Origin of the sequence: Polyangium spumosum, assembly GCF_009649845.1 — a bacterium.
In the GTDB taxonomy this organism is placed as follows: domain Bacteria; phylum Myxococcota_A; class Polyangia; order Polyangiales; family Polyangiaceae; genus Polyangium; species Polyangium spumosum.
Map to the genome: position 1 here is coordinate 67443 of NZ_WJIE01000006.1, position 21219 is coordinate 88661.

The window sequence follows — 21219 nt, forward strand, 5'->3', positions numbered from 1 at the left end:
ATATACCATCGCTCCCCCGATGATCGTCACGTCGAACCTCTGCAAATCGTACGGAGACCGGACCCTCTTCGAGGAGGTGTCGCTGAAGCTCAACCGGTCGTCGCGCTACGGGCTCGTCGGCGCGAACGGGTCGGGCAAGACGACGCTGCTCGAGATCCTGGCCGGCGACGAGGCGGCGACGGAGGGCTCGTTCAACATCCCCGAGGGCGCGCGGATGGGCGTGCTCCGGCAGGATCGGTTCCTCGAAGACGAGGCGAAGATCCTCGACCTCGCCATGATGGGCGACGCGCTCGTCTGGAAGGCGCTCGAAGAGGAGAAGCGGATCGTGGAGGAGGGCGCGGGCGACGCGCACAAGCTCGCCGAGCTCGCCGACGTGATCCGGGCGCACGACGGCTACACGCTGAAGGCGCGGGCGACGTCGATCCTCGTCGGGCTCGGCATCCCGGAGGAGGCACACGCGCGGCCACTCGCGACGCTCTCGGGTGGCTTCAAGTTACGCGTGCTCCTCGCGCAGGTGCTCGTGGGCGGGCCGGACGTGCTCTTGCTCGACGAGCCGACGAACCACCTCGACATCCTGACGATCCGCTGGCTCGAGAAATTCCTGAACGCGCACGAGGGCTGCGTGCTCGTGATCTCCCACGATCAGCGCTTCCTCGACAACGTGGCCACGCACATCCTCGACATCGATTACGGCACGGTGACGCTCTACCACGGCAATTACACGGCGTTCGTGAAGGAGAAGCGCGAGGAGCGGGAGCGGCAGCAGGCGGAGATCGAGCGGATCGAGGAGGTGATCGCGCACAAGCAGTCGTACGTGGACCGGTTCCGGTACAAGGCGTCGAAGGCGAAGCAGGCGCAGAGCCGGCTGAAGCAGATCGAGAAGATCGAGGTGCCGGAGCTCGAGGAGACGTCGCGGCGGACGCCGGTCTTCAAGCTCGAGGTGGGGCGCCCGAGCGGGCGCGACGTGCTCGAGGCCGCCGGGATCACGAAATCGTACGGGGAGAAGCGGGTGCTCACGGCGGTCTCGCTCGTGGTGCGGCGAGGCGAGCGGGTGGCGGTGATCGGGCCAAACGGGATCGGCAAATCGACGCTGCTGAAGATCCTCGCGGGCAAGCTCGACGAGGACGCGGGCACGGTGCGCTGGGGGCACGAGACACGCGTGGGGTATTTCGCGCAGGATCACCGCGAGATCCTCGACGATCCGGAGGCGACGCCGCTCGGGATCATGAAGGCGGCGTGCCCGACGGAGCCGGAGAGCGCGGTGCGGGGGCGGCTCGGGCGGATGCTCTTCTCGGGGGACGCCGTGAACAAGAAGGTCGGGCTGCTCTCGGGCGGAGAGGCGGCGCGGCTCTTGTTTTGCCGGATCCTCGTGGAGGAGCCGAACGTGCTCCTGCTCGACGAGCCGACGAACCACCTCGACGTGGAGGCGATCGAGGCGCTCGCGGAGGCGCTCGTCGCCTACGAGGGGACGCTGATCCTGGTCTCGCACGATCGGTGGTTCGTCTCGAAGATCGCGACGCGGATCCTGGAGGTCTTGCCGGGCGGCCGGAACGATTTCCCGGGCACGTACGAGGAGTACCTCGCGCGCTGCGGCGACGATCACCTCGACGCGGACGCGGTGGCGCAAAAGGACAAGGCGTCGAGGTCACGCGCAAAGGCCGAGGAGCCGGCGGCGCAGGCGTCGGGCTCGTCGTGGGAGGAGCAAAAGAAGAAGCGCAATCGGCTGAAGGAGCTGCCGGCGAGGCGCGACAAGGTGGTGGCGTCGATCGAGGCGGCCGAGTCGCAGAAACGAGACATCGAGTCGCGATATTGCGAGCCGGGGTTCTTCGAGCGTACGAGCAAGGAGGACGTGGCCGCGCTGGATCAGCGACAAAAAGAGCTCGACGCGAGGATCGAGGCCCTCATGGGGGAGTGGGAGGCGATCGAGAAGGAGCTCGCCGAGGGCGGATGACGCGCCTTGCCGAGGGCCGGGATCGCGTGGTAGCAGCCGCCCCGGCACAATGAGAACATTTGCGATCCTGGTCTCCGCCGGCGCCGCGCTGCTCGCGTCCGGATGTGGTCTCGTCAAGGTGCAGGGCATCCCGGGCCTGGAGGGCCTGGCGGGGGACGATTCGGGCCCCGCGAAGGTGGGGGCGTTCGGCTCGTTGCCGTACGACGAGGAGGAGGCCGGGAAGGCCGTGCTCGCGACGTTCAAATCGTGGGATTACACGTCCTGCCGCAGCAACGATTGCGTGCCCAAGTTCCAGAAGCAGGTGGGCGTGAAGGAGTACCAGGACAAACAGACGTACGTCTACCGGTACAACCCGCGCCGGACGCTGAAGAACCCGGACCCGACGTGGCTGACGGGCTGGGACGAGCTGTCGGAGGACGAGCACTCGAACACGGCGGACATCACGTACGAGGCGCTGATCGTGGCGGCGATGCGCAGGACGTGGCTGGCGAAGTGCCACGCGGACTACGCCGCGATCGACAAGGAGCTGCGCGCGAACGACGCGAAATGGGCGACGGAGATCGCGGAGGCGTCGAAGATCCCGAACCCGTACGGGCGCATCAGCGCGCTGCTCGGCCTGCAGGCGAAGGCCGAGAAGGCGGCCCCGGAGAAGGACATCTACCTCGACAAACTGACGCACTACGTCGGGTTTCGGAGGGACCTGCGCATCGCGATCAAGCAGGCCTACGAGGCCACGGGGCGCGATTACCTGTACGCGATCGAGCGCCCGAGCTCGCCGAAGAACAAGATCCGCGCGCGGCTCGACGCCGCGACGGAGCGGGACCTGTATTGCTACTACGCCACGAGCGGGACGGCGAGGACGCCGGGGCTCGACGGCGCGGCCTTCGGCAACTCGTACACGGAGAAAGGCGCGAAGTTCGTGAAGCCGCTTTTCCCCGAGGGGACGCGCGAGAAATTCGCGGACCTCCTCGAAGCGGAGGCGAAGAAGTCCGACGACGAGGTGCGCCCGGTCTCCATCGACAAGGTGTACATCGAGGACATCGCGAAGGGCGAAAAGGAGATGCCCGGGCACCCGAAGCTCGGATACATGTCGGAGACGAGCGAGGTGACGAAGGTCACGCAGAACGGCAGCAAGACCGAGCTCGAGGCCTTTTATACCTACACGACCGAATTTGCCTACGATTGCGTGGAGACGAACCGGATCCACAGCGTGCAAAATGGGCGGATCGTCTACCGGGAGATCTGCAAGCACGGCAAGCACACGCGCGAGAAGACGACGCGGATCACGCTCGGGGAGCTGCCCGAGGGGGTGACGATCCAGGTCGGCGACAGGCTCACGGGTTACGCGTTCGTGAAGAAGCACGAGCAGAAGAAGCCCGTGAACACGAAGTCGCTGATCAAGGAGACCGAGCTCTGGGAGCTCGAGCTGCACCACCTGTCGAACCTCCAGCACAAGAACAAGCAAAAGCCCGGCGGGCACTGGTTCTGAGCGCCGAGCGCAGGTGACGTAAGGGTACGGGTCGGTCCCGGCGCGCCGCGGCCACGAGCTGGCTTGCCAGAAGCCTCGTCGTCGTGATAGCAGAGCGCTCCGGTACAATGAAGAAATACGCTGTTTTGTTGGCATCCGGACTGCTCGCGTCCGGTTGTGGTCTCGTCAAGGTCAACACGAACATCCCGGGCCTCGAGGGCCTGAACACGTCGGGCGGCGGATCGGAGACCCCGAGCGTGGGGCCGCTCGGCGGCTTGCCGTACGACGAGGACGAGGTCGGCAAGGCCGTGCTCGCGACGTTCAAGTCGTGGGATTACACGTCCTGCGAGAACGCCGAGTGCGTGAATGCCTTCAAGAAGAAGGCCGGCGTGACGGACTACAAGGACAAGGGCGGGTACATCTACCAGTTCAACCCGCGCCGCACGCTGAAGAACCCGGACCCGACCTGGCTGACCGGCTGGGACAAGATGTCCGACGACGAGAAGTTCAACACGGCGGACGAGACGTACCAGGCGCTGATCGTGGCGGCGTCGCGCCGGACGTGGCTGGCGAAGTGCCACGCCGATTACGCCGCGCTCGACAAGGAGCTCCGCGCGAACGACACGAAGTGGGCCTCCGAGATCGAGCAGGCGTCGAAGATCCCGAGCCCGTACAAGCGGATCGGGGCGCTGCTCGACCTGGAGCAGATGGCCGACAAGAATGCCCGGGCGAGCAACCAGTACCTCGACAACCTGATGAACAACGTCGGGTTCCGGAGGGACCTGCGCGTCGCGCTGAAGGCAGCCTACGATTCCACGGGGCGCGATTACCTCTACGCGATCGAGGGCCGCGCGCCGCGCGGCGACGAGGTCCGCGCCCGGCTCGACCCCACGACGGAGCGGGACCTCTATTGCATTCGCGCGGCCGGGTACGGGACGCCGAAGACGCCGGAGTTCAAGGGCGCGCCCGCGGGCAACGCGTACACGGAGCGGGGCGCGAAGTACGTGAAGCCGCTGTTCTCGGAGGAGACACGCAAGAAGCTCGACGGTCTGCGGGAGAAGGAGGCGCGCAAGTCGATCGAGGAGGTGCGGCCGGGCAAGTTCTCGCAGGTGTACATCTCGACGGTGGCCAAGGGCGAAGGCGAGATCGCGGGGCACCCGAAGCTCGGTTATTACGGGGGGTTCGGCGAGGTCAAGAAGGTCACGCAGAACGGCGGGAAGACCGAGCTCGAGATCGTGCAAAACAGCTCGAACGAATACCCCTACAATTGCGTGGAGACGAACAAGATCCACTCGATCCAGAATGGCCGGATCGTCTATCGAGAGATCTGCCAGTGGGGCAAGAAGATCCACGACACGACGGTGCGCCTCACGCTCGGGGAGCTGCCCGAGGGGGTGAAGATCCAGGTCGGAGACAAGGTCGAGGGCTACACGATCGTGCAGAAGCACGAGGAGAAGAAGCTCGCCGATACGCAGGCGCTGAAGAAGAGCTCCGAGCTCTGGGTGCTGGAGCTCGAGCACCTGTCGAAGGTGCTCCGCAAGGAAAAGGGCAAGGACAAGGTCGTCGGGCGGTGGTTCTGAGCCAGCCCTCCTCGAGCGCTTACTGAATCCCGCCCCACGGCCGGCTGGGAGGCAGGCTCGGAGGCGGCGCGCCGAGCCCCAATCCGCGACGCACGATGACATCGTCGGGGTCGATCTCCTCCACGAAGAGGAGGATCTGATCGACCTCGATGTCGTCGACGTCGCCATTGGTCTTTTTCCCCGCGACGAGACAAACCTCCGAGGGCCCCCGCTCCAGGCGCACGGGAAAGACGGGCGAGGTCTGCGTGGAGAGCGGCGTGACCCCGTACGGGTCCCGCTCGAGCGTGATCCCCAGCGCGAAGGGCTTGCCGTTCACCGTGATCTGGTTGCTCAACGTCTCGGAGTTCCGGAGGTTGATGACCTGCAGAAAGGCGTCGATCGCCTCCGGCACGTTCACGAGGGAGCAAAGGCGCGCAGCCGCGGCCATCCCGCTCGGGAAGTTCTGACTCCCGGCGCGGTTGTCCCCCAGATGCGCCGCCCCGTCCAGGAGGGCGATCGGTTGGCCAGGCGGGTACTTGCTTCGTGTCCCCGAGCCTCCACAACCGGCCAGCACGATCGCCCACGTACCCGCGAGGAGGAGGCCACGATAAAAATCCATGAGCTCTCTTCTTCCAGACCAAACCCGAGGAGCGCCGTCAAGCAGGAAGGCACACGGGAACGTTCGAAGACAAAAACGAAAAGCCGGCACGCTGGGGAGCGCGCCGGCCTCTTCGTTCTGGTTTCGTTCTGGATCCGGGTGGGCCATGAAGGACTTGAACCTTCAGCCAATGGATTAAGAGTCCACTGCTCTACCAATTGAGCTAATGGCCCGGATTTGCTGCTCTGGTTTTCAACGGCTCCCGAGCTCCCCTGGAAGAGTCGGCTCGGAACCCGGTACGCCCGGCCCGATTCGAACGGGCGACTTTCGGATTCGAAGTCCGACGCTCTATCCAGCTGAGCTACGGGCGCAGCTTGCGACGCCCTCGGTAGCGACGCGTCGAGGCTTCTACCCGTCCCGATGACCCATGTCAAGCACATGGTTCGTTCTTTTTTGTTGTGGGCAGTTTCACGAGCTTGCGACTGCCCAAAACCCCACGATCGGCCGTCGGCTCCCCTCCCCTCGGCGCGACGGGCGCGCTAACGTCCGCGTCATCATGCGCTTGCTCGCCCGGATCGCCGCGCCCCTCGCCCTCGCCCTCGCGCTCGTCGCGGCAGGCCCGCGCGCCGCCGAGGCCGCCCCCGGCGAGAAGGCCACGAAGGCCGCGCCGGCGAAGGACAAGGGCAAGAAGATCAAGGTCCCCGCGAAGAAGGCCCAGAAGAAGCCGGAGAAGAAGCGGCCCAAGGGCGCAGTCTCGGTCGGGGCGCCGAACAAGGGCAAGCTGTACGGAGCCCACAAGCTCGCCTCGAGCAAGTCGGTCGAGGTGCGCGGCGGCGGGCACGCGTACGGGCTGCCGGACCTCGTGCGGGTGCTGCGGCGCGCGGCGGCCAAGGTGAGCGGGAAATACAAGGGTTCGGTGCTCTACGTGGGCGACCTGTCGGCGAAACACGGCGGGCCGCTCCTCGGGCACAACTCGCATCAGTCGGGGCGCGACGCGGACGTCGGCTTCTACATGATCAGCGCGAAGGGAAAACACGTGAACCCGCACCGGTTCGTGGCCTTCGGCAGCGACGGGCGGCCACGCGGCGGCGAGGTGGTGCGCTTCGACGACGAGCGGAACTGGGCGTTCGTCGAGGCGCTGATCACCGACAAAAAGACCGAGGTGCGGTACCTGTTCGTCTCGCACGGCCTCCGGACGCGGCTGCTCAAGTACGCAGCGAAAAAAAACGTGCCGAAGGAGCTCTACACGAAGGCAGCCTCGGCGCTGATGAGCCCCGCCGACGCGGACGTGCACGACGACCACTTCCACGTGCGGATCGCCTGCCCCGAGAGGATGCGCGGGACGTGCGTGGAGGAGTCGTACCTCAAGGGCAGGGCGAGCGCGAAGAGCAAGGATCCGAAGGGGGACGCGGCGCCGAAGGAAGACGCAGGCAAAGCGAAGGAAGCCAAGGAAGAGAAGGAAGCGGCGCCGAGCAACGAGAAGGACGGCTAGAGCTTCAGGACCAGCGGAGCGAGCGCACGATCGCCTCGCGATCGGCCTCCTCGTCATCGCGCTCGTCCCAGGGGCAGACGTAGCTCGCTTGCACCACGCGGTCGCCGTTCGACAGGAACCAGACCTGCACGAAGCAACCACGCACGAGGTAGGTGGCCGTGGCGACGACGCCGTCGGGCCGTTTGTGCGTGCCGAGCTCGAGGGGCTCGAGACGGCGGCGTTTGCCCCAGGCGCGCGCGAGGGCTTCGAGCTCGGCGGGCTCGCTGCCGGGTTGCTCGTCGTCGTCGTCGTCGAAGAGCATCTCGGCCACCATGAGCCGGCCCGTGCCCCCTTCGGCCGCGAGCGCGACCGGAGGCAGGGTGCTCGGATCGGAGTAGGTCACGTCCTCGAGGCCGGACCAGTCGGGGGGAAGGTCGAGCGAATAACCATCCAGGTTGAGCCGCATCACGCGGGGAAACCTAGCAAATCACGCGCTTCGATCGGGGGCGAAATGGAGGGCGATCGGACAGGATATGTCCGATACGAGGGAGGACGTTTCCTGTCCGATCGGACCGAGATCGTCCGAAGTCAGGCTTGACTTTCGGCGAGGTCGATCAGGACGGGGGCGTGGTCACTCGGGCGCTCGAGCTCCCGCACGCTGCGGTCGACCCACACGTCCTTCGTCCGCGCGAGCAGCGGCGGCGTGACGAGCGCGAGGTCGATGCGCAGGCCGTGGTTCTTGCGGTAGGCGCCCATGCGGTAGTCCCACCAGGAGTAGACCTTCTCGTCGGGGTGCTTGTCGCGCAGGGCGTCCACGAGGCCCCAGGCGAAGAGCTTGCCGAGCGCCGCGCGCTCGTCGGGGTGGCAGAGGACCTGGCCCTCCCAGCGCTTGGGCTCGTGGACGTCGAGGTTCGTCGGGGCGACGTTGAAGTCGCCGCAGATGAGCAAGGGCTCGTCGGGCCTGTGGTGCGCGGCGAGGTCGAGGCCGAGCCGCTCGAACCACGCGAGCTTGTAGGCGAAGGGCTTGGTGCCGACGGCCTGCCCGTTGGGCACGTACACGTTGATGATACGCACGCCCTCGATCGTCGCGGCGATCAGGCGCCGCGGGGCGTCGTCCTCGTCGCCGTCGAGGTTCTTCTTCACGTCCTCGATGCCGAGGCCGTACCGCGCGGCGATGGCCACGCCGTTGTAGGTCTTCTGCCCGAAGAAGACGACGCGGTAGCCGGCGTCGCCGAGGGCCTCCTCGGGGAATTTTTCGTCCTCGACCTTGGTCTCCTGCATGCAGAGCACGTCGGGGCTCGCAGTCTCGAGGAAGGTGCGGAGGTGCTCGAGGCGAGCGCGGATCGAGTTCACGTTCCAGGAGGCGATACGCATGACACGACCTCCCTAGCCCGGAAAAACCCTCGTGAGAAGGCCTCAGCCGCAGAGGGCGGCCGAGAGGATGCGGAGCAGGCCCTCGGGGTCGTCGACGTGCACCCAGTGGTCGGCGTTCGGCAGGACGTGGACGGAGAGGCTCGGGTCCTCCGCGGCGAGCGCGAGGAGGCGGGCGCGATCGTCGGGGCCGACCGTGTTCGAACGGCCGCCGATGACGAAGCCCGCGCGGCGGCGGCCGTCGAGCGCCTCGACGACGCGCCAGAGGTCTTGGGCGAAGTAGTCGACGAGCAGGGCGCGGATGGCGGAGAGGTCGAGGCGGAAGCGGAAGACGTCACCATCACGGCGCACGTTCATGGCGAGCCAGTCGGCCTCGGCGCGGGAGACGCCGTGCGAGGTGACGAGCTCGAGGAAGCGCTCGCGAGAAGGCAGCTCCGCGGGCAGGGACTCCAGCATGGCGAGGACCTTCGCCGCGCCGACGTTCTCCATGCCGGCGGGGCGCGCGCTCGGGGTCGAGTCGAGCACCCAGAGCGCGTCGAGCTCACCGCGCTTGCGCTCGGCGAACGCGAGGGCCACCTTCCCGCCGAACGAGTGACCCATCACGCCACGGACGGGCAGCGTGAGCGCGGCGCCGAGGCGGACGAGATCGTCAGCCGCAGCAGCAAGCGAGTGAGGAGGCGGGAGCTCGGTCGAGAGGCCGTGCGCGCGCAGGTCGACGAGGACGAAGGCCCAATCGGGGCAGGCCGCGGCGAGCGCACGAGCGAACGTGCGGAAGTTGCCGCCGGAGCCGAAGATGCCGTGCAGCACGAGCATGCATCGCGAAGGCGCGGCGCCGGGAGCGGTGACGACGGCGTGGTGTGGAAGCGGAGCGTGCGCGTGCATGACGTCCCTGGTCCGGCCCTACGGGTGAAGCCCGAGGCGACGAAGAGGGGTAGCATGTGCGCATGGCGAAGAAGGAACGATCGAAGCCGAGTGGCCGTGCGAAGTCGGCCGGAGCCAGGTCCGGAAAGACACCGACGTTGCCGACGAAGGTCTCGAACGAGTCGTTCGAAAAAATCGAACTCGACGACGTGACGATGGCCGAGGCGAAGGTGCACGACGTGTCGTTCGAAGGCGCGACGTTCGACGACGTCAGTTTCGCGAAAGCGAAGATCCACAACGCATCCTTCGAGAAAACCGAACTCGACGACGCGAGCTTCGCGCAGGCGAGCGTGAAGAACGTGTCGTTTGAGCACGTACGGTTCGACGACGTGACCTTCACGAACGCGAAGATCCACAATGCGTCGTTCGAAGGCGCGACGATCGACGACGTGAACCTCGCCGGCGTGACGATCACGAACTGCTCGATCGAGGGCCTGACGATCGACGGCGTGCGGATCGATCTGCTCTTGGAGCACAAACGATCCAGCGCGCCGCAGCGCGACGGCTGATCGAGTTTTCGAAGGGTGGGAGGGGATGGTTCGGCCAGACCGATGGATCAGGCCACGCGGAGGCGGGGGCTAGGCCTCGATCAGGCCCGTGCGGACCGCGATCCGCGTGAGCTCGACGGCGCTCTTGCAGCCGAGCTTCGCGTAGATGCGCACGCGATGCGTCTCGACGGTCTTGGGGCTGATCGTGAGGCGCGCGGCCGTCTCGCGGGTGGAGATGCCCGCGGCGAGCAGGCGCAGGACCTGCCGCTCGCGCGGCGTGAGCGCGTCGAGGCCGCCGGTGCCCTCGGGCGCAGGTTTGCGCATCGCGCGCACGACGGCGCCCGCGATGCGCTGGCTCAGCGGCGCGCCGCCGCTCGCGATGCGCCGAATGCCGTCGATGACCTCGGCGAGCTCGCTGGTCTTGACGAGATACCCCTGCGCGCCGGCGCGAAGCGCCTCGGCGACACGGAATTCGTCGTCGTAGCAGCTCAGGACGAGCAGCTTTGCGGTGGGCACTTGAACGCGAAGGGCTGCGAGCAGCTCGATGCCGTCGCGATCGGGAATGTTCAGGTCGACCAGCACGACTTCAGGCTTGATCGACTGCACTTCCCGGAGCGCATCGGCAGCCGTGCCCGCTTGCCCGACGACGGTCATCCCCGGCTCTGCTTCCAGCGCTTTGGCGAAACCCTCGCGCAAGACGGGGTGATCATCGATGAGGTAAACGCGGATGCTGTTGTTCGTGTCCGACATGACAAGGACCGCCCTTCATCGAATTGGGCCTCAGCCTGACTCGCGCGTCAAGTGCGGCTGTGGTCGGGCGCACGCGGAACACGCCCTACGGAAAGTCCCTACCCCACCCGATTCAACCTGGACAAACGGGCTTCCCCCCCGCACCAGCCGTCCCCAACGTATGTATCGATCGGACGGCGGCGGCAAGAGGTCCGGAGGCTCGACGACGCGGGGATCCTGCTCGATGGAAGGGACCCATGAGCCCGAGTCCGAACGCGCCGGCCGCGCCACCCCGTAGCCCCGACGACAAGAACTCCGGTCCTTCGGTTTTTATCGTGGATGACGATGACGCCCTGGTCGAAGCGTTGTCGGATTTGCTGCGCGAGGAGGGCTACGAGGTCGAAGCGCACACCGTGGCGAGCAAGGCGCTCGCGCGGCTGGAAGCAGGCGCGCGGCCCGACGTGATCCTCCTCGATTACCTCATGCCCGAGATGAAAGGCGACGCCTTCCTCGAAGCCCTCGATCGCGCAGGGATCGACGTGCCCGTGATGGTGCTCTCCGCGATGAACGAGTCACGCCTGGACGTGCCCGTCCGGCGGGTCCGCGCGATGATCCGAAAACCGTTCGACCTCGAAAAGTTGCTCGACGAGCTGCAACGGCTCGCCGCCTGACACGATCGGCGCTCTCGCGCTCTCGTCCGCTCGTCCGTGCGCCGCGGAGGCAGCGGCGACGGCACGGTCCTCGCTCGATCGTCGAGGCCCATGACGTCCACCGCCACCGCCACGATCCGAGAGCCCGCGTCCGGCCGCTCGCCCCGGTTCGTCACGACGTCCACGCCGGCCGAGCAGCATCACCTCGCCCGGCTCCTCGTCCTGCACGGGGAGCTGCGCGGATCCGCCGAGCGCGCAGCCGAGTCGTCACGCGCCCTCGGCCTCGCGAACACGCTGCTCGCGCGCGGGGCGCGGATCCTGATGGTGACGGGGGCGAGCCTCGAGGCCGCGCTGCCGGCGATCGAGGGCGCGATCGAGCGCGAGCCCCGAAGGCGGCTCCACCTCGCGACGGCAGGCGGTCAGCACGTCTTCGGCTTCGATCACCGCGGCCGGCCGGTCGCGCTCGCGAAGCCGGACGCGGGGGCGGAGGACGTGCTCGCGTTTTTCCTGCGCGAGGTCGCAGCGCCGCTCGGGATCGACGCGGAGGACGTGCTCGTCGTGGAGGAGACGTTCGGGCCGAGCGTGATCGCGGACGTGTTGCAACGAGAGCTCGACCTGGAGGCGCAGATGGGGCCGTTCGCGCCGCCGCGGGACCCGACGTGGGCCATCGTGGAGAGCGGCTTCGACGTGGCGCGGGAGCACGAGATCGAGTCGCTGCTCACGATCGCGAACGGCTACCTCGGGATGCGCGGCTCGCTCGCGGAGGGCAGCAGCGTGTCGCGGCCGGCGACGTTCCTCGCGGGAGCGTTCGAGCCGTCGTCGGACGTGTCGCCGGTGCCGGAGCTCGTGATCGCGCCGGACTGGGGGCGCCTGCGGTTCACGGTGGAGGGGGAGCTCTTCGCGGTGGAGACGACGACCTCGATGGAGCGGCACCACCGGACGCTCGACATGCGGCGCGGGCTCTTGCTGCGCGAGGGGATCGCCACGGGGCCGGGCGGGCACACGACGCGGATCCGGACGGTGCACCTTGCGTCGCTTTCGAACCGGCATCTCTTGCTGGAGGGCGTGGAGATCGTGCCGCAAAATTTCTCGGGCACGGTGGTCGTGGACGCGGTCCTGTCGGGCGACGTGAAGAGCGGGAGCGGGTCGTCCCACTGGGCCTCGTTCGAACCACGCCACGGGCACGTGGGGCCGATCCTCGTGGGAAGGACGCACGGAGGGCTCGAGCTCGCGCTGGCTTCGCGCACGACGTCGGCCGATCCGGGCTCGATGCAGATGCGTTGTGATCGGCAGCTCGGGCCCGTGTCGGCGATGGAGCGGTGCACGCTGCACGTGCAGCTCGGCGAGGCGAGCGTGCTGCACCGGGTGGTCGGGCTGTTCACGTCACGCGACGGAACAACACCCGTGCAGCGGGTGGAGCTGCTCGAGCGGGAGGCGGCGACGACGGCGTTCGACGCGCTGCTCGGGGATCACGTGACGGCGTGGCAGGCGCGGTGGAAGCAGTCGGACGTGGAGATCGACGGGGCGCCGCGGATCGAGCGAGCGCTCCGGTTCGCGCTCTACCACCTGATCGCCACGGTGCATCCGAACGATCCGCGCTGCTCGATCGGGGCGCGCGCGCTCTCGGGTGAGGCGTACCGAGGTCACGTCTTCTGGGACACGGAGATCTTCATGGTGCCGTTCTACGTGCACACGTGGCCCGAGGCGGCGCGGACGCTCTTGCTCTACCGGCACCTCACGCTCGACGGGGCGCGGCGCAAGGCGAAGAAGCTCGGCTACGAGGGCGCGCTCTACGCGTGGGAGTCGGCGGACACGGGCGACGAGACCACGCCGGAGTTCGTGCGCAGCCCGATCGGCGAGGTGATCCCGATCCTGTCGGGGTTCGAGGAGCACCACATCAGCGCCGACGTGGCCTACGCGCTCTGGGCGTACGCGAGGAGCACGGGCGACGAGCGGATCCTGCGGGAGGAGGGCGCGGAGATCCTGATCGAGACCGCGCGCTTCTGGGTGACACGTGGCTCGTTCAAGGCCGACGGCCAGTTCCACATCGACCGGGTGATCGGGCCCGACGAGTACCACGAGAGCGTGGACGACAACGCCTTCACGAACTGGATGGCGCGGCAGAACCTGCGGTACGCCATCGCCGTCGCGCGCGGGATCGGCCGCGCGAAGGCGGTCGCGCTCGGCGTGACGCCGGAGGAGATCCAGCGCTGGGAGGAGGTCGCCGCGCGGATGTACCTCGGCCGGGACCCGCGCACGGGGCTGCTCGAGCAACACAAGGGGTTCTTCGGTCTCGAATACGTGGACGTGGCGGCGTACTCGCCGCGCACGGTGCCGATCGACGTGCTGCTCGGGCGCGAGCGGACGCGGCGCTCGCAGGTGGTCAAGCAGGCCGACGTGGTGCAGCTCCTCGCGCTCTTGTGGGACGAGTTCTCCCCGGACGAGCGACGGGAGAACTTTCTCTACTACGAGCCACGCACCGCGCACGGCAGCTCGCTCTCGCCGGGCATCCACGCGCTCGTGGCGGCGCGGCTCGGGCTGCTCGAGACGGCCGCGCGGTACCTCGAGCAGACGGCGTCGATCGACCTCGGCAACAACATGGGCAACGCCGCGGGCGGGGTGCACGCGGCGGGGCTCGGGAGCCTGTGGCAAGCCGTGGCCTTCGGCGTGGCGGGCCTGCGGACCACGCCGAGCGACCCCGAGACGTTGATCGTCGAGCCGACGCTCTTGCCAGGGATGCGGCGCGTGTCGTTGCCGATGCAGCTCCGCGGGCGCTCGCTCCTGGTGCACGCCCTGCCGGGCGCGGTGGAGGTGCACGTGGTCGACGGGACGGCGCCGATCGGGCTCGCCGTGAACGGCAGGGAGGGCGCCGCGCGCACGGTGCGCGCCGAGCCAGGGAGAGCCTACGCGGCGCGGCGTGAACAGGACGGGTTTTTGGCCTGGGAGGAGATCGAGCCATGAAGCCGGCGGGTCTCGCAGAAGGAACGTCCCCGAGCCTCGAACGAGGCGACGAGGAGGGGCCGCGCAGCGAGGCGCGGCCGAAGCGGGAGCGGGTGCTCGTCGCCCTGCACGAAGGGGATCCCGCGGCGTCGACGGCGGCGATCGCGATGGGGCGGCTCGTGGCGAGGACACTCGAGGAGCCGCTGCACGGGATCCTCGTCTGCGAGGCGAAGGTCGCGCCGAGCGAGCTGTCACGGCGCTGCGGGCTGCCGCCGCACGCGCTCGACGGCGTGGTGCTCGACGTGGAGGCGGGAGACCCCGCGGAGAGGATCGTGGCCTCCACGGAGGCGCACCCGACGGCGTTCGTGATCGTGGGGGCCGAGAGCGCGCCGAAGGACGGGCTCGGCGTCGGCGAGCTCGCCGCGCACACGCTCGAGCGGTCGCACGCGCCGGTGATCGTGGTGCGGCCGGAGGAGCGGCTCGCGCTCGCGCGGATCCTCGTGCCCCTCGACGGGACGCCGCGTACGGCGAGCGCGCTCGGGCCGGCGGGGGACCTCGCGCGTCGGGCGGGCGCGTCGCTCGACATCGTGCTCGTGGGCGAGGCGCAGCACCTCCCGCAGGCCGAGCCGGGCGCGATGGCCGCCCCGCAGTACGTGGACCAGCCGCATCACGAGTGGCCCGCGTTCTCGGCCGAGTTCGTGCACCGCTTCATGAACACGCTCGGCCACTGCCCGACCGACGTGCCCACGCGCTTCTTCCTCGGCGCCGGCGACCCGGCGGACGAGATCCTCCGCTTCGCCGGGCTGCTCGGCTCGGACCTCGCCGTGCTCGTGTGGCACGGGCTCGCGAGCGAGGAGCACGGGGCGGTCTTCCGGCGCGTGCTCCGTGGGGCCCCCTGCCCCGTGCTCGTCCTGCGTCGCTGAGCGCGTCCCCGCTCGGGTCCGGTGCATCCTGGACGTCCCGGGCCTCGGCGTGACGAGGTTCCGGGCGGGGGGCGAGGCCGGGTGGTATCCTCCGGCGATATGCCCGCACGTGAGCTTACCGCAGCGGAGTGCCACAAGCGCATCGAGCCGGCGGAGCTGCATTTCCAGACGACCGAGGAGGTAGAGCCCGTCTCGGGCATCGCGGCCCAGGAGCGAGCGCTCGCGGCGCTTTCGTTCGGGCTGGACATCAGGCACTCGCGTTTCCACGTGGTCGTCGTGGGCCCGCCCGGCTCTGGACGGACGTTCTGCGCGCGGCAGGTGGCGCGCAGGCTCGCGGCCACGCTGCCCACGCCGGACGACATGTTGCTCCTGCCGAACCCGCGGCGCCCGAGCGAGCCGACCGTGCTGACGCTGCCCGCGGGGGAGGGCCGGCCGTTCACGGAGGCGATGGAGGAGCTCTACGCGAAGCTGCTCGAGGCGATCCACGGCGCGACCGAGGGCGAGCGCTGGAAGCAGGCGCGGGCGCGGGGCCAGAGGCGCGTGGAGGCCGAGGAGTCGCGACTCGAGGAGGAGCTGCGCGCGCAGGCGAAGGGTCTCGGGCTCGAGGTCGTGCGGGCCGGGCGCGAGTTTCAGGTGACGCCCCTCGTCGACGAGAGCCCGCCGAGCGAGGCGATCCGGCAGATCACCGCGGCGATCGAGGCGTTCGAGGAGCGGCTCGCCGAGGTGCAGGACGAGGCGGACTCGGAGCTGCGCGCGACGACGAAGCAGCTCTTGCACGACGCGGTGAAGGCCTGCTTTGCGCCGGTGCGCGCGCGCTTCGAGGGGCGCGAGGAGCTGCTCTCGTTCCTCGGCGAGGTGGAGACGCTCGTCGCGCGCGAGACGCGCCTGCTCGTGGACGAGCCTGACAACGAATCACCGGCGCTCGTGCGTGGCATCGTGGTGCCGACGCTCTTGACCGAGCACAAGCCCGGGTCGGGCGCGCCGGTCGTGGAGGTCCCGTACCCGACCTTGTCGGCGCTGTTTGGCCGGAGCTACGCGCCGCCGGACACGGGCACGCCGCCGGAGCCTGGGTTCGCCGTGGCGGGGGCGCTGCACCTGGCGAACGGGGGATTTTTGATCCTGCCGGCGAACGCGCTGCTCAAGAACGAGGCGCTCTACGAGCAGCTCAAGGCCTGCTTGCTCGCGAGCAAGTTCATCGTGCCCGAGCACAACCCGACGTACTACCGCGGCACGAGCGAGGAGCTCATGTTCCCGCCGATGACGCTCGACCTGAAGGTCGTGCTCATCGCGAGCCCCGACCTCTACCAGGACCTGCACGAGGCCGACCCCGAGTTCTCGCAGCTCTTCAAGGTGCAGGCGCGCTTCGAGGGGACGATGCCGCTCGCGGCGGCGCTGGCGACGTATCCCTCGTTCCTCGCGGACATCGTGCGTGAGCGCAAGCTCTTGCCGCTCACGGCCGACGCCGTGGCCGAGCTCTTCTTTTACGGCGGCCGTCTGGCCGAGAGCCAGCGCAAGGTCACGGCGCAGCTCGGCCTGCTCGCGGAGGTGGCGACGGAGGCGAGCTACCGCGCGGCGCGCAAGGGCAAACCGGTGGTCGACGGCGGCGAGATCTGCGGCGCGCTCGGGGCGGCGAGGCGGCGCGGCGAGCATTTCCGCGACCACGTGCACGAGCTGCTCGCCGACGGCACGATCCGCATCGACGTGACGGGCCGGCGCGTCGGGCAGGTGAACGCGGTCTCGGTCTTGAGCGACGGGCCGGTCACGTTCGGCCGTCCGTGCCGGGTGACGGCGGTCGTGTATCCCGGGACCGAGGGGCCGGTGAACATCGCCCGCGAGGTCGAAATGAGCGGGCCCATCCACGCGAAAGGCGTGCTCGTGCTCTCGGGCTTCCTGTCGCTGCGTTTCGCGCAGCTCCGGCCCCTCTCCTTCGGCGCCTCGCTCGTCTTCGAGCAGACGTACGAGGCGATCGACGGCGACAGCGCCTCGTCGAGCGAGCTTTATGCGCTCGTCTCGGCGCTCTCCGGGTATGCGCTCCGGCAAGACCTCGCGGTGACGGGCAGCGTGGACCAGCAGGGCGGGGTGCTGCCCGTGGGTGGCCTCAATGAAAAAATCGAGGCATTTTACGATCTCTGCGCGGCGAAGGGTTTGACGGGCCACCAGGGTGTGTTGATCCCGGCGACGAACCAGCACGCGCTCATGTTGCGCAGCGACGTGGTCGAGGCTATCGAACGTAAACAATTCCACGTTCACGTGGTTTCCGCGGTCGAAGAAGGCATCGAGCTGCTCACAGGCTCGCCGGCTGGTATCGCGGACGACACGGGCCATTACCCTGCGGGCACGGTTTTTGGCGCGATCGAACACCGTCTCGAGCGGTTCTGGCGTGCGATGGCGGAGACCGGGCGGGCGCGGTAGCCACCGGCGCGGAGCGGGCTGGCCCATTGGAGGCCGGTGGGTTCGCCCTGGACGCCGGTCCCGTGGTATTTTCGTACGTCCGCCCGCCCATTTCTTGCTGCACGGCGGACACCCCTTGCCTGTACACTGCTGGCACTTCGGGCGGCACCGATCTCCTCGGGGCCGAGGCTTCGACGTCGAGCAGCTTTTCAAGGAGTGGCCATGCGGAACTTGGTGAAGTGGATCGGGCTCGTCGGCCTTGCAGGCAGCACCGTGCTGGGCGCCGCATGTACGGCCACAGGCGGTCGCAACGTCTTCGGCGAGGGCGGTGCCGGGGGTGAGGAGTGGTCGGGCGGCAAGGGCGGAGCGAGCGGCACCACCGGGCCGGGCACCGGCGGCGACGACAGCACCGGCGCATTCGTCGGCACGGGCGTGGGCTCGGGCGCCGGCGGCGGCGCCCCCGTCTGCGACACCGACGCGAACGTCGACGACGACGGCGACGGCCTCAGCGAGATGCAAGGCGACTGCAACGATTGCGACAAAAACGTCAGCCCGCAGTCGGTCGAGGTCGTCGGCGACGCGATGAACCCCGAGTACAACCCCTCGGACGAGGACTGCGACGGGACGGTCGACGAGGCGGTCGAGACCTGCGATCAGGCCCTGGTCGTCGACAGCAACGATCCGTTCGACGCGGCGCGGGCCGTGGAGCTCTGCAAGATCGCCGCGCCGGGCAGCACGGATTGGGGCGTCGTCAGCGCGAACTGGGTGATGGCCGACGGCTCGCCGGCCACGAGCGACGCCGACTTCCACCGCGGTCATGGCAACCTGAGCGGCTTTGGCCCGAACGTCACGCCGCGCGCGGGCTCGAAGCTCTTCGCCGTCTCCAGCGGCACGGGGCGCCAGCCGACGGACGTGGGATATGCGAGCCCGGGCGGGTTCGACAAGGGATACAGCAGCGGCCATCCGCAGGGCTTCCCGAAGGAGTCGCCGGCGTGCCCGGGCACCCTCACGGGGACGCCCCGCGACGCGACGGCGGTCGAGCTCGAGATTCGCGTGCCGCAAAACGCGAACGGCTTCTCGTTCGACTTCTACTTCTACACGTACGAGTGGCCCGTCTTCATGTGCAGCCAGTACAACGACTTCTTCGTGGCGATCCTCTCGCCGATCCCGATGGGCCAGCCGGACGGGAACATCTCGTTCGACATGCAGGGCAACCCCATCAGCGTGAACAACGCGTTCATGAACGTGTGCGGCTGCTCCGGCGGCCCGCCCTGCCTCGCGGGCGGCAAGACGTTCACCTGCCCGCTCGGCACGATGGAGCTCATCGGCACCGGCTTCGAGGACCACGCGGGCACGGGCTGGCTGAAGACGCAGGCGCCCGCCACGCCGGGCAGCACCATTCGTATTCGCTGGGGCGCCTACGACTCGGGCGACGGCGTCCTCGACTCGACGGCCCTCGTCGACAACTGGGCCTGGATCGCCGAGGCCGGCACGACCGTCGGCACGGCCCCGATCCCGCCGGAAGATCCGAAGTGATCTAACGGTGATCCCACCGCAGACCGACGTTCACCTGGCGGAACCCCGCCGGTTGAATGCCGTCGGGCAATCGTGAAGCCACGAAGATCTGATCGAGCGCGTTCTTCACCGTGAGGAGCGCGCCGAGGCCCGTCTTTTCGTGGCGGTATCGCAGCGCCACGTCGAGCAGGTGATACGCCGGCACGAGGCCGAGGCGGCCCGTCGGATCCACGAGGATCGTGCTCCGCTCGTCGGCGAACTGATCACTCGTGAACGTCCACGCGACCTGCCCCCCGATCCCGAACCGGTGCTCGACGTCGAGCGTGGCGCTCGCCATGTGCTCGGGCGCATAAGGCAACCGATTGCCGTCGAAGGCGCCGCCGCGGAACGTGGCGAGCGAATAGGTGTATCGCCCCGTCAGGTCGACCGTGAGCGGCAGCTCGAGCGCCTGGCCGATCGCGAACGTGGCCTGCGCTTCGACGCCTCGGTGCAGGGTGCGCCCGCCATTGACGAGCTCGCTCTGCTGACCACTCGCCAGCGTGCCCGAGACGATCTGGTTGCGGAAGCTCATGACGAACGCCGTGACCTCGGCGCGCGCCCATCTTGGTTTGGCGAGACGCACTCCGAGCTCGTAGTTCGTGCTCTCCTCGGCGTCGAGCTGGGCGTCCTTTCCGGTCGGGGAGATCGCCGACGACACGCGCGGCGGGGCATATCCGACGTGCACGCCGCCGAAGACGTTCAGCCGGGGCGAGCCGTAGACCATCCCGATCCCGGGCATCACCGCCACGGCGTCGCTGTCGCCGCGGATCGAGACGTCGCGGGGCGCGCCGCTCTCCTGGGTCCTGTCCACGCTCCGCCCGCTGGCCGCGTATTCGACGCGCACGCCCGGCGTGACGAGCAGGTCGTCCCGGAATGCGACACGATCCTGGGCATACGCGGCGACCGCCCAGGTGCGGTAATGCTCCCGGAACTCGAGCGCGCCGGCCTCGGAGGTCGGGGTATCGCCGAGGAGCTGCTTTCGATCGGCGGTCTCGACGTGCCCGCGCACGCCGGCGGTGATCGTGTGGCGCACCCGGCCCGTCTCGAAGCGGTGCTCGAGGCGCGGCTCGACGCCGAGGACGTGGTAGGTGCGGTCGCGGGTCGTGGAGGTATTGCGAAAATAAATGGCGCTGCCGGGGACATTCGGGTCGCCGACGATGCGCTCGTAGGTGACGTCGGGCGAACGGTCGCGGTCGTAGTTCTGGCGGCGCCAGGCGCGCCCGGTGATGTAACCATAAACGAAGGTGCGCAGCCGCGTCGCCTCGCCGATGCGGTATTCGTGGGTGAACGAGGCGTCGTAGCGGCGCACGGCGAACGCGTCGTTCGGCGCGATCGTGGGCGCGCGCGGGTCCTCCTCGAACAGGCGCCGCGTCAGGCCCACGTACGTCGAGCGGGAGAACTCGTCATACACCGCCATTTTCACGGTGGCCTCGCCGCGCGCCGAGGTCGGGAAGGCGATCTTGCCCATGAAATCCGTCGCGTGAAACCCGATGTCCCGAAACCCGTCGCCCTGCTTGCGCGTGAGCTGAACGACGTACCGCGCGTCGCCGGCCGAGCCGCCGTACAGGCCCGAGAGCTTGTAGAAATTCCGCTGCCCGGCCTGGGCCTCGACGTTCCACTCGGGTTTGTCCGGGGGCAGCGCCGTGAGAAAGTTGATGACCCCGCCGATGGTTTGAGGTCCGAACAAGATGCTGCCCGAGCCCTTCACGACCTCGACGGCGCGAATACGCTCGACGGGCGTCGAGTAATAGAGATCGGGCTCGCCGTAGGGGTTGATCGCGACGGGGATGCCGTCTTCGAGGACGAGCACCTGCCGGCTGCGGGTCGGGTCGAGGCCACGCATGCCGACGTTGAGGCGCAGGCCGAGCCCCTCCTCGGGGCGCACCACGAGGCCCGGCACGCGCCGGAGGATCTCGCCCGCGGAGGCCGGCATGCTGCGGCGAATCTCCTTCGCGCCGACGAGCGTGCCGGAGCCCGGGACCTTCTGCAGCGCGTCGTCGTTCCTCCCGAGGACGCGCACCTCAATCACCTCGGGCGCGGGCGGCGCCGCCTCGGCCTCGGCCTTCGCGGGCGCCTCTTCGGGCGCTGTCTCGGCGGCGGCGGGCGCGGGGCGAGCCTCATCGGCGAGGGCCGGAGTCGTGCAGGCGAAGAGCAGGATCGAGCCGAGCAGGGAGCGAGGGCGCATGGGTTTCTCGAAGCGAACCG

The 21219-nt window shown here is 68.7% G+C and carries 16 protein-coding genes and 2 tRNA genes; 10 read left to right on the forward strand and 8 right to left on the reverse strand.

What is annotated here, in order from left to right; translation table 11 throughout:
• Window positions 1-19 precede the first annotated feature (19 nt).
• The 3 genes from abc-f (at window position 20) to GF068_RS21215 (ending at window position 4999) form a co-directional block, all read left to right on the forward strand.
• Window positions 20-1951 (forward strand): ribosomal protection-like ABC-F family protein, encoded by a 1932-nt coding sequence (abc-f, locus tag GF068_RS21205; RefSeq protein ID WP_153821272.1) that lies wholly within the window; start codon window positions 20-22, stop codon window positions 1949-1951.
• Window positions 1952-2000: 49 nt separating this feature from the next.
• Complete coding sequence (locus tag GF068_RS21210; protein WP_153821273.1) at window positions 2001-3440, forward strand: hypothetical protein; 1440 nt, start codon at window positions 2001-2003, stop codon at window positions 3438-3440.
• Between the two features lie 128 nt (window positions 3441-3568).
• A complete protein-coding gene (locus tag GF068_RS21215; protein ID WP_153821274.1) occupies window positions 3569-4999 on the forward strand; it encodes a hypothetical protein in 1431 nt (476 codons plus the stop codon).
• A gap of 19 nt (window positions 5000-5018) precedes the next feature.
• On the opposite strand, the gene GF068_RS21220 is transcribed toward GF068_RS21215, so the two are convergent.
• From GF068_RS21220 to GF068_RS21230, 3 genes are all read right to left on the reverse strand, one after another.
• Window positions 5019-5597 carry a hypothetical protein gene (locus GF068_RS21220; protein ID WP_153821275.1) on the reverse strand — a complete coding sequence of 193 codons (579 nt, stop codon included), beginning with the start codon at window positions 5595-5597 and terminating at the stop codon, window positions 5019-5021.
• 139 nt (window positions 5598-5736) lie between these two features.
• A tRNA-Lys gene (locus GF068_RS21225) sits at window positions 5737-5809 on the reverse strand.
• 64 nt (window positions 5810-5873) lie between these two features.
• Window positions 5874-5947, reverse strand: a tRNA-Arg gene (locus GF068_RS21230).
• Between the two features lie 185 nt (window positions 5948-6132).
• On the opposite strand from GF068_RS21230, the gene GF068_RS21235 reads away from it, so the two are divergent.
• Window positions 6133-7068 (forward strand): penicillin-insensitive murein endopeptidase, encoded by a 936-nt coding sequence (locus GF068_RS21235; protein WP_170319599.1) that lies wholly within the window; start codon window positions 6133-6135, stop codon window positions 7066-7068.
• 4 nt (window positions 7069-7072) lie between these two features.
• Here GF068_RS21235 and GF068_RS21240 read toward each other — a convergent pair whose 3' ends face one another.
• The 3 genes from GF068_RS21240 to GF068_RS21250 all read right to left on the reverse strand — a co-directional run bounded on the left by GF068_RS21240 (window position 7073) and on the right by GF068_RS21250 (window position 9300).
• Window positions 7073-7516 (reverse strand): hypothetical protein, encoded by a 444-nt coding sequence (locus GF068_RS21240; protein WP_153821277.1) that lies wholly within the window; start codon window positions 7514-7516, stop codon window positions 7073-7075.
• 119 nt (window positions 7517-7635) lie between these two features.
• Window positions 7636-8421, reverse strand: coding sequence for an exodeoxyribonuclease III (gene xth, locus GF068_RS21245; RefSeq protein WP_153821278.1), 786 nt, complete (start codon window positions 8419-8421; stop codon window positions 7636-7638).
• A gap of 42 nt (window positions 8422-8463) precedes the next feature.
• Window positions 8464-9300: an alpha/beta fold hydrolase gene (locus GF068_RS21250; protein WP_153821279.1), complete on the reverse strand. Its 837-nt coding sequence runs from the start codon at window positions 9298-9300 to the stop codon at window positions 8464-8466.
• Window positions 9301-9362: 62 nt separating this feature from the next.
• Here GF068_RS21250 and GF068_RS21255 point away from each other — a divergent pair, with 62 nt between their 5' ends.
• Window positions 9363-9848, forward strand: coding sequence for a pentapeptide repeat-containing protein (locus GF068_RS21255; protein ID WP_153821280.1), 486 nt, complete (start codon window positions 9363-9365; stop codon window positions 9846-9848).
• A 69-nt stretch (window positions 9849-9917) separates the two neighbouring features.
• On the opposite strand, the gene GF068_RS21260 is transcribed toward GF068_RS21255, so the two are convergent.
• Window positions 9918-10577, reverse strand: a complete 660-nt coding sequence (locus GF068_RS21260) for a response regulator (protein WP_153821281.1) — start codon at window positions 10575-10577, stop codon at window positions 9918-9920.
• 236 nt (window positions 10578-10813) lie between these two features.
• On the opposite strand from GF068_RS21260, the gene GF068_RS21265 reads away from it, so the two are divergent.
• The 5 genes from GF068_RS21265 to GF068_RS46335 all read left to right on the forward strand — a co-directional run bounded on the left by GF068_RS21265 (window position 10814) and on the right by GF068_RS46335 (window position 18996).
• Window positions 10814-11227: a response regulator gene (locus GF068_RS21265; protein ID WP_153821282.1), complete on the forward strand. Its 414-nt coding sequence runs from the start codon at window positions 10814-10816 to the stop codon at window positions 11225-11227.
• Window positions 11228-11317: 90 nt separating this feature from the next.
• Window positions 11318-14167, forward strand: a complete 2850-nt coding sequence (locus GF068_RS21270; protein ID WP_153821283.1) for a glycoside hydrolase family 65 protein — start codon at window positions 11318-11320, stop codon at window positions 14165-14167.
• On the forward strand, window positions 14164-15069 hold the full coding sequence (locus tag GF068_RS21275) for a universal stress protein (RefSeq protein WP_153821284.1): 906 nt from the start codon (window positions 14164-14166) through the stop codon (window positions 15067-15069). The genes GF068_RS21270 and GF068_RS21275 overlap by 4 nt, the downstream gene beginning before the upstream one ends.
• A gap of 99 nt (window positions 15070-15168) precedes the next feature.
• Window positions 15169-17481 carry an ATP-binding protein gene (locus GF068_RS21280; protein WP_153821285.1) on the forward strand — a complete coding sequence of 771 codons (2313 nt, stop codon included), beginning with the start codon at window positions 15169-15171 and terminating at the stop codon, window positions 17479-17481.
• A 201-nt stretch (window positions 17482-17682) separates the two neighbouring features.
• Window positions 17683-18996 carry a hypothetical protein gene (locus GF068_RS46335; protein WP_153821286.1) on the forward strand — a complete coding sequence of 438 codons (1314 nt, stop codon included), beginning with the start codon at window positions 17683-17685 and terminating at the stop codon, window positions 18994-18996.
• Between the two features lies 1 nt (window position 18997).
• On the opposite strand, the gene GF068_RS21290 is transcribed toward GF068_RS46335, so the two are convergent.
• Complete coding sequence (locus GF068_RS21290; protein WP_153821287.1) at window positions 18998-21199, reverse strand: TonB-dependent receptor family protein; 2202 nt, start codon at window positions 21197-21199, stop codon at window positions 18998-19000.
• Window positions 21200-21219 lie beyond the last annotated feature (20 nt).

Excerpts from the sequence above, each read along its gene's own strand:
- abc-f (WP_153821272.1), top strand. The coding sequence starts at position 20 with ATGATCGTCACGTCGAACCTCTGCAAATCGTACGGAGACCGGACCCTC.
- GF068_RS21210 (WP_153821273.1), top strand. The coding sequence starts at position 2,001 with ATGAGAACATTTGCGATCCTGGTCTCCGCCGGCGCCGCGCTGCTCGCG.
- GF068_RS21220 (WP_153821275.1), bottom strand. The coding sequence starts at position 5,597 with ATGGATTTTTATCGTGGCCTCCTCCTCGCGGGTACGTGGGCGATCGTG.
- GF068_RS21235 (WP_170319599.1), top strand. The coding sequence starts at position 6,133 with ATGCGCTTGCTCGCCCGGATCGCCGCGCCCCTCGCCCTCGCCCTCGCG.
- xth (WP_153821278.1), bottom strand. The coding sequence starts at position 8,421 with ATGCGTATCGCCTCCTGGAACGTGAACTCGATCCGCGCTCGCCTCGAG.
- GF068_RS21250 (WP_153821279.1), bottom strand. The coding sequence starts at position 9,300 with ATGCACGCGCACGCTCCGCTTCCACACCACGCCGTCGTCACCGCTCCC.
- GF068_RS21255 (WP_153821280.1), top strand. The coding sequence starts at position 9,363 with ATGGCGAAGAAGGAACGATCGAAGCCGAGTGGCCGTGCGAAGTCGGCC.
- GF068_RS21260 (WP_153821281.1), bottom strand. The coding sequence starts at position 10,577 with ATGTCGGACACGAACAACAGCATCCGCGTTTACCTCATCGATGATCAC.
- GF068_RS21265 (WP_153821282.1), top strand. The coding sequence starts at position 10,814 with ATGAGCCCGAGTCCGAACGCGCCGGCCGCGCCACCCCGTAGCCCCGAC.
- GF068_RS21270 (WP_153821283.1), top strand. The coding sequence starts at position 11,318 with ATGACGTCCACCGCCACCGCCACGATCCGAGAGCCCGCGTCCGGCCGC.
- GF068_RS21275 (WP_153821284.1), top strand. The coding sequence starts at position 14,164 with ATGAAGCCGGCGGGTCTCGCAGAAGGAACGTCCCCGAGCCTCGAACGA.
- GF068_RS21280 (WP_153821285.1), top strand. The coding sequence starts at position 15,169 with ATGCCCGCACGTGAGCTTACCGCAGCGGAGTGCCACAAGCGCATCGAG.
- GF068_RS46335 (WP_153821286.1), top strand. The coding sequence starts at position 17,683 with ATGCGGAACTTGGTGAAGTGGATCGGGCTCGTCGGCCTTGCAGGCAGC.
- GF068_RS21290 (WP_153821287.1), bottom strand. The coding sequence starts at position 21,199 with ATGCGCCCTCGCTCCCTGCTCGGCTCGATCCTGCTCTTCGCCTGCACG.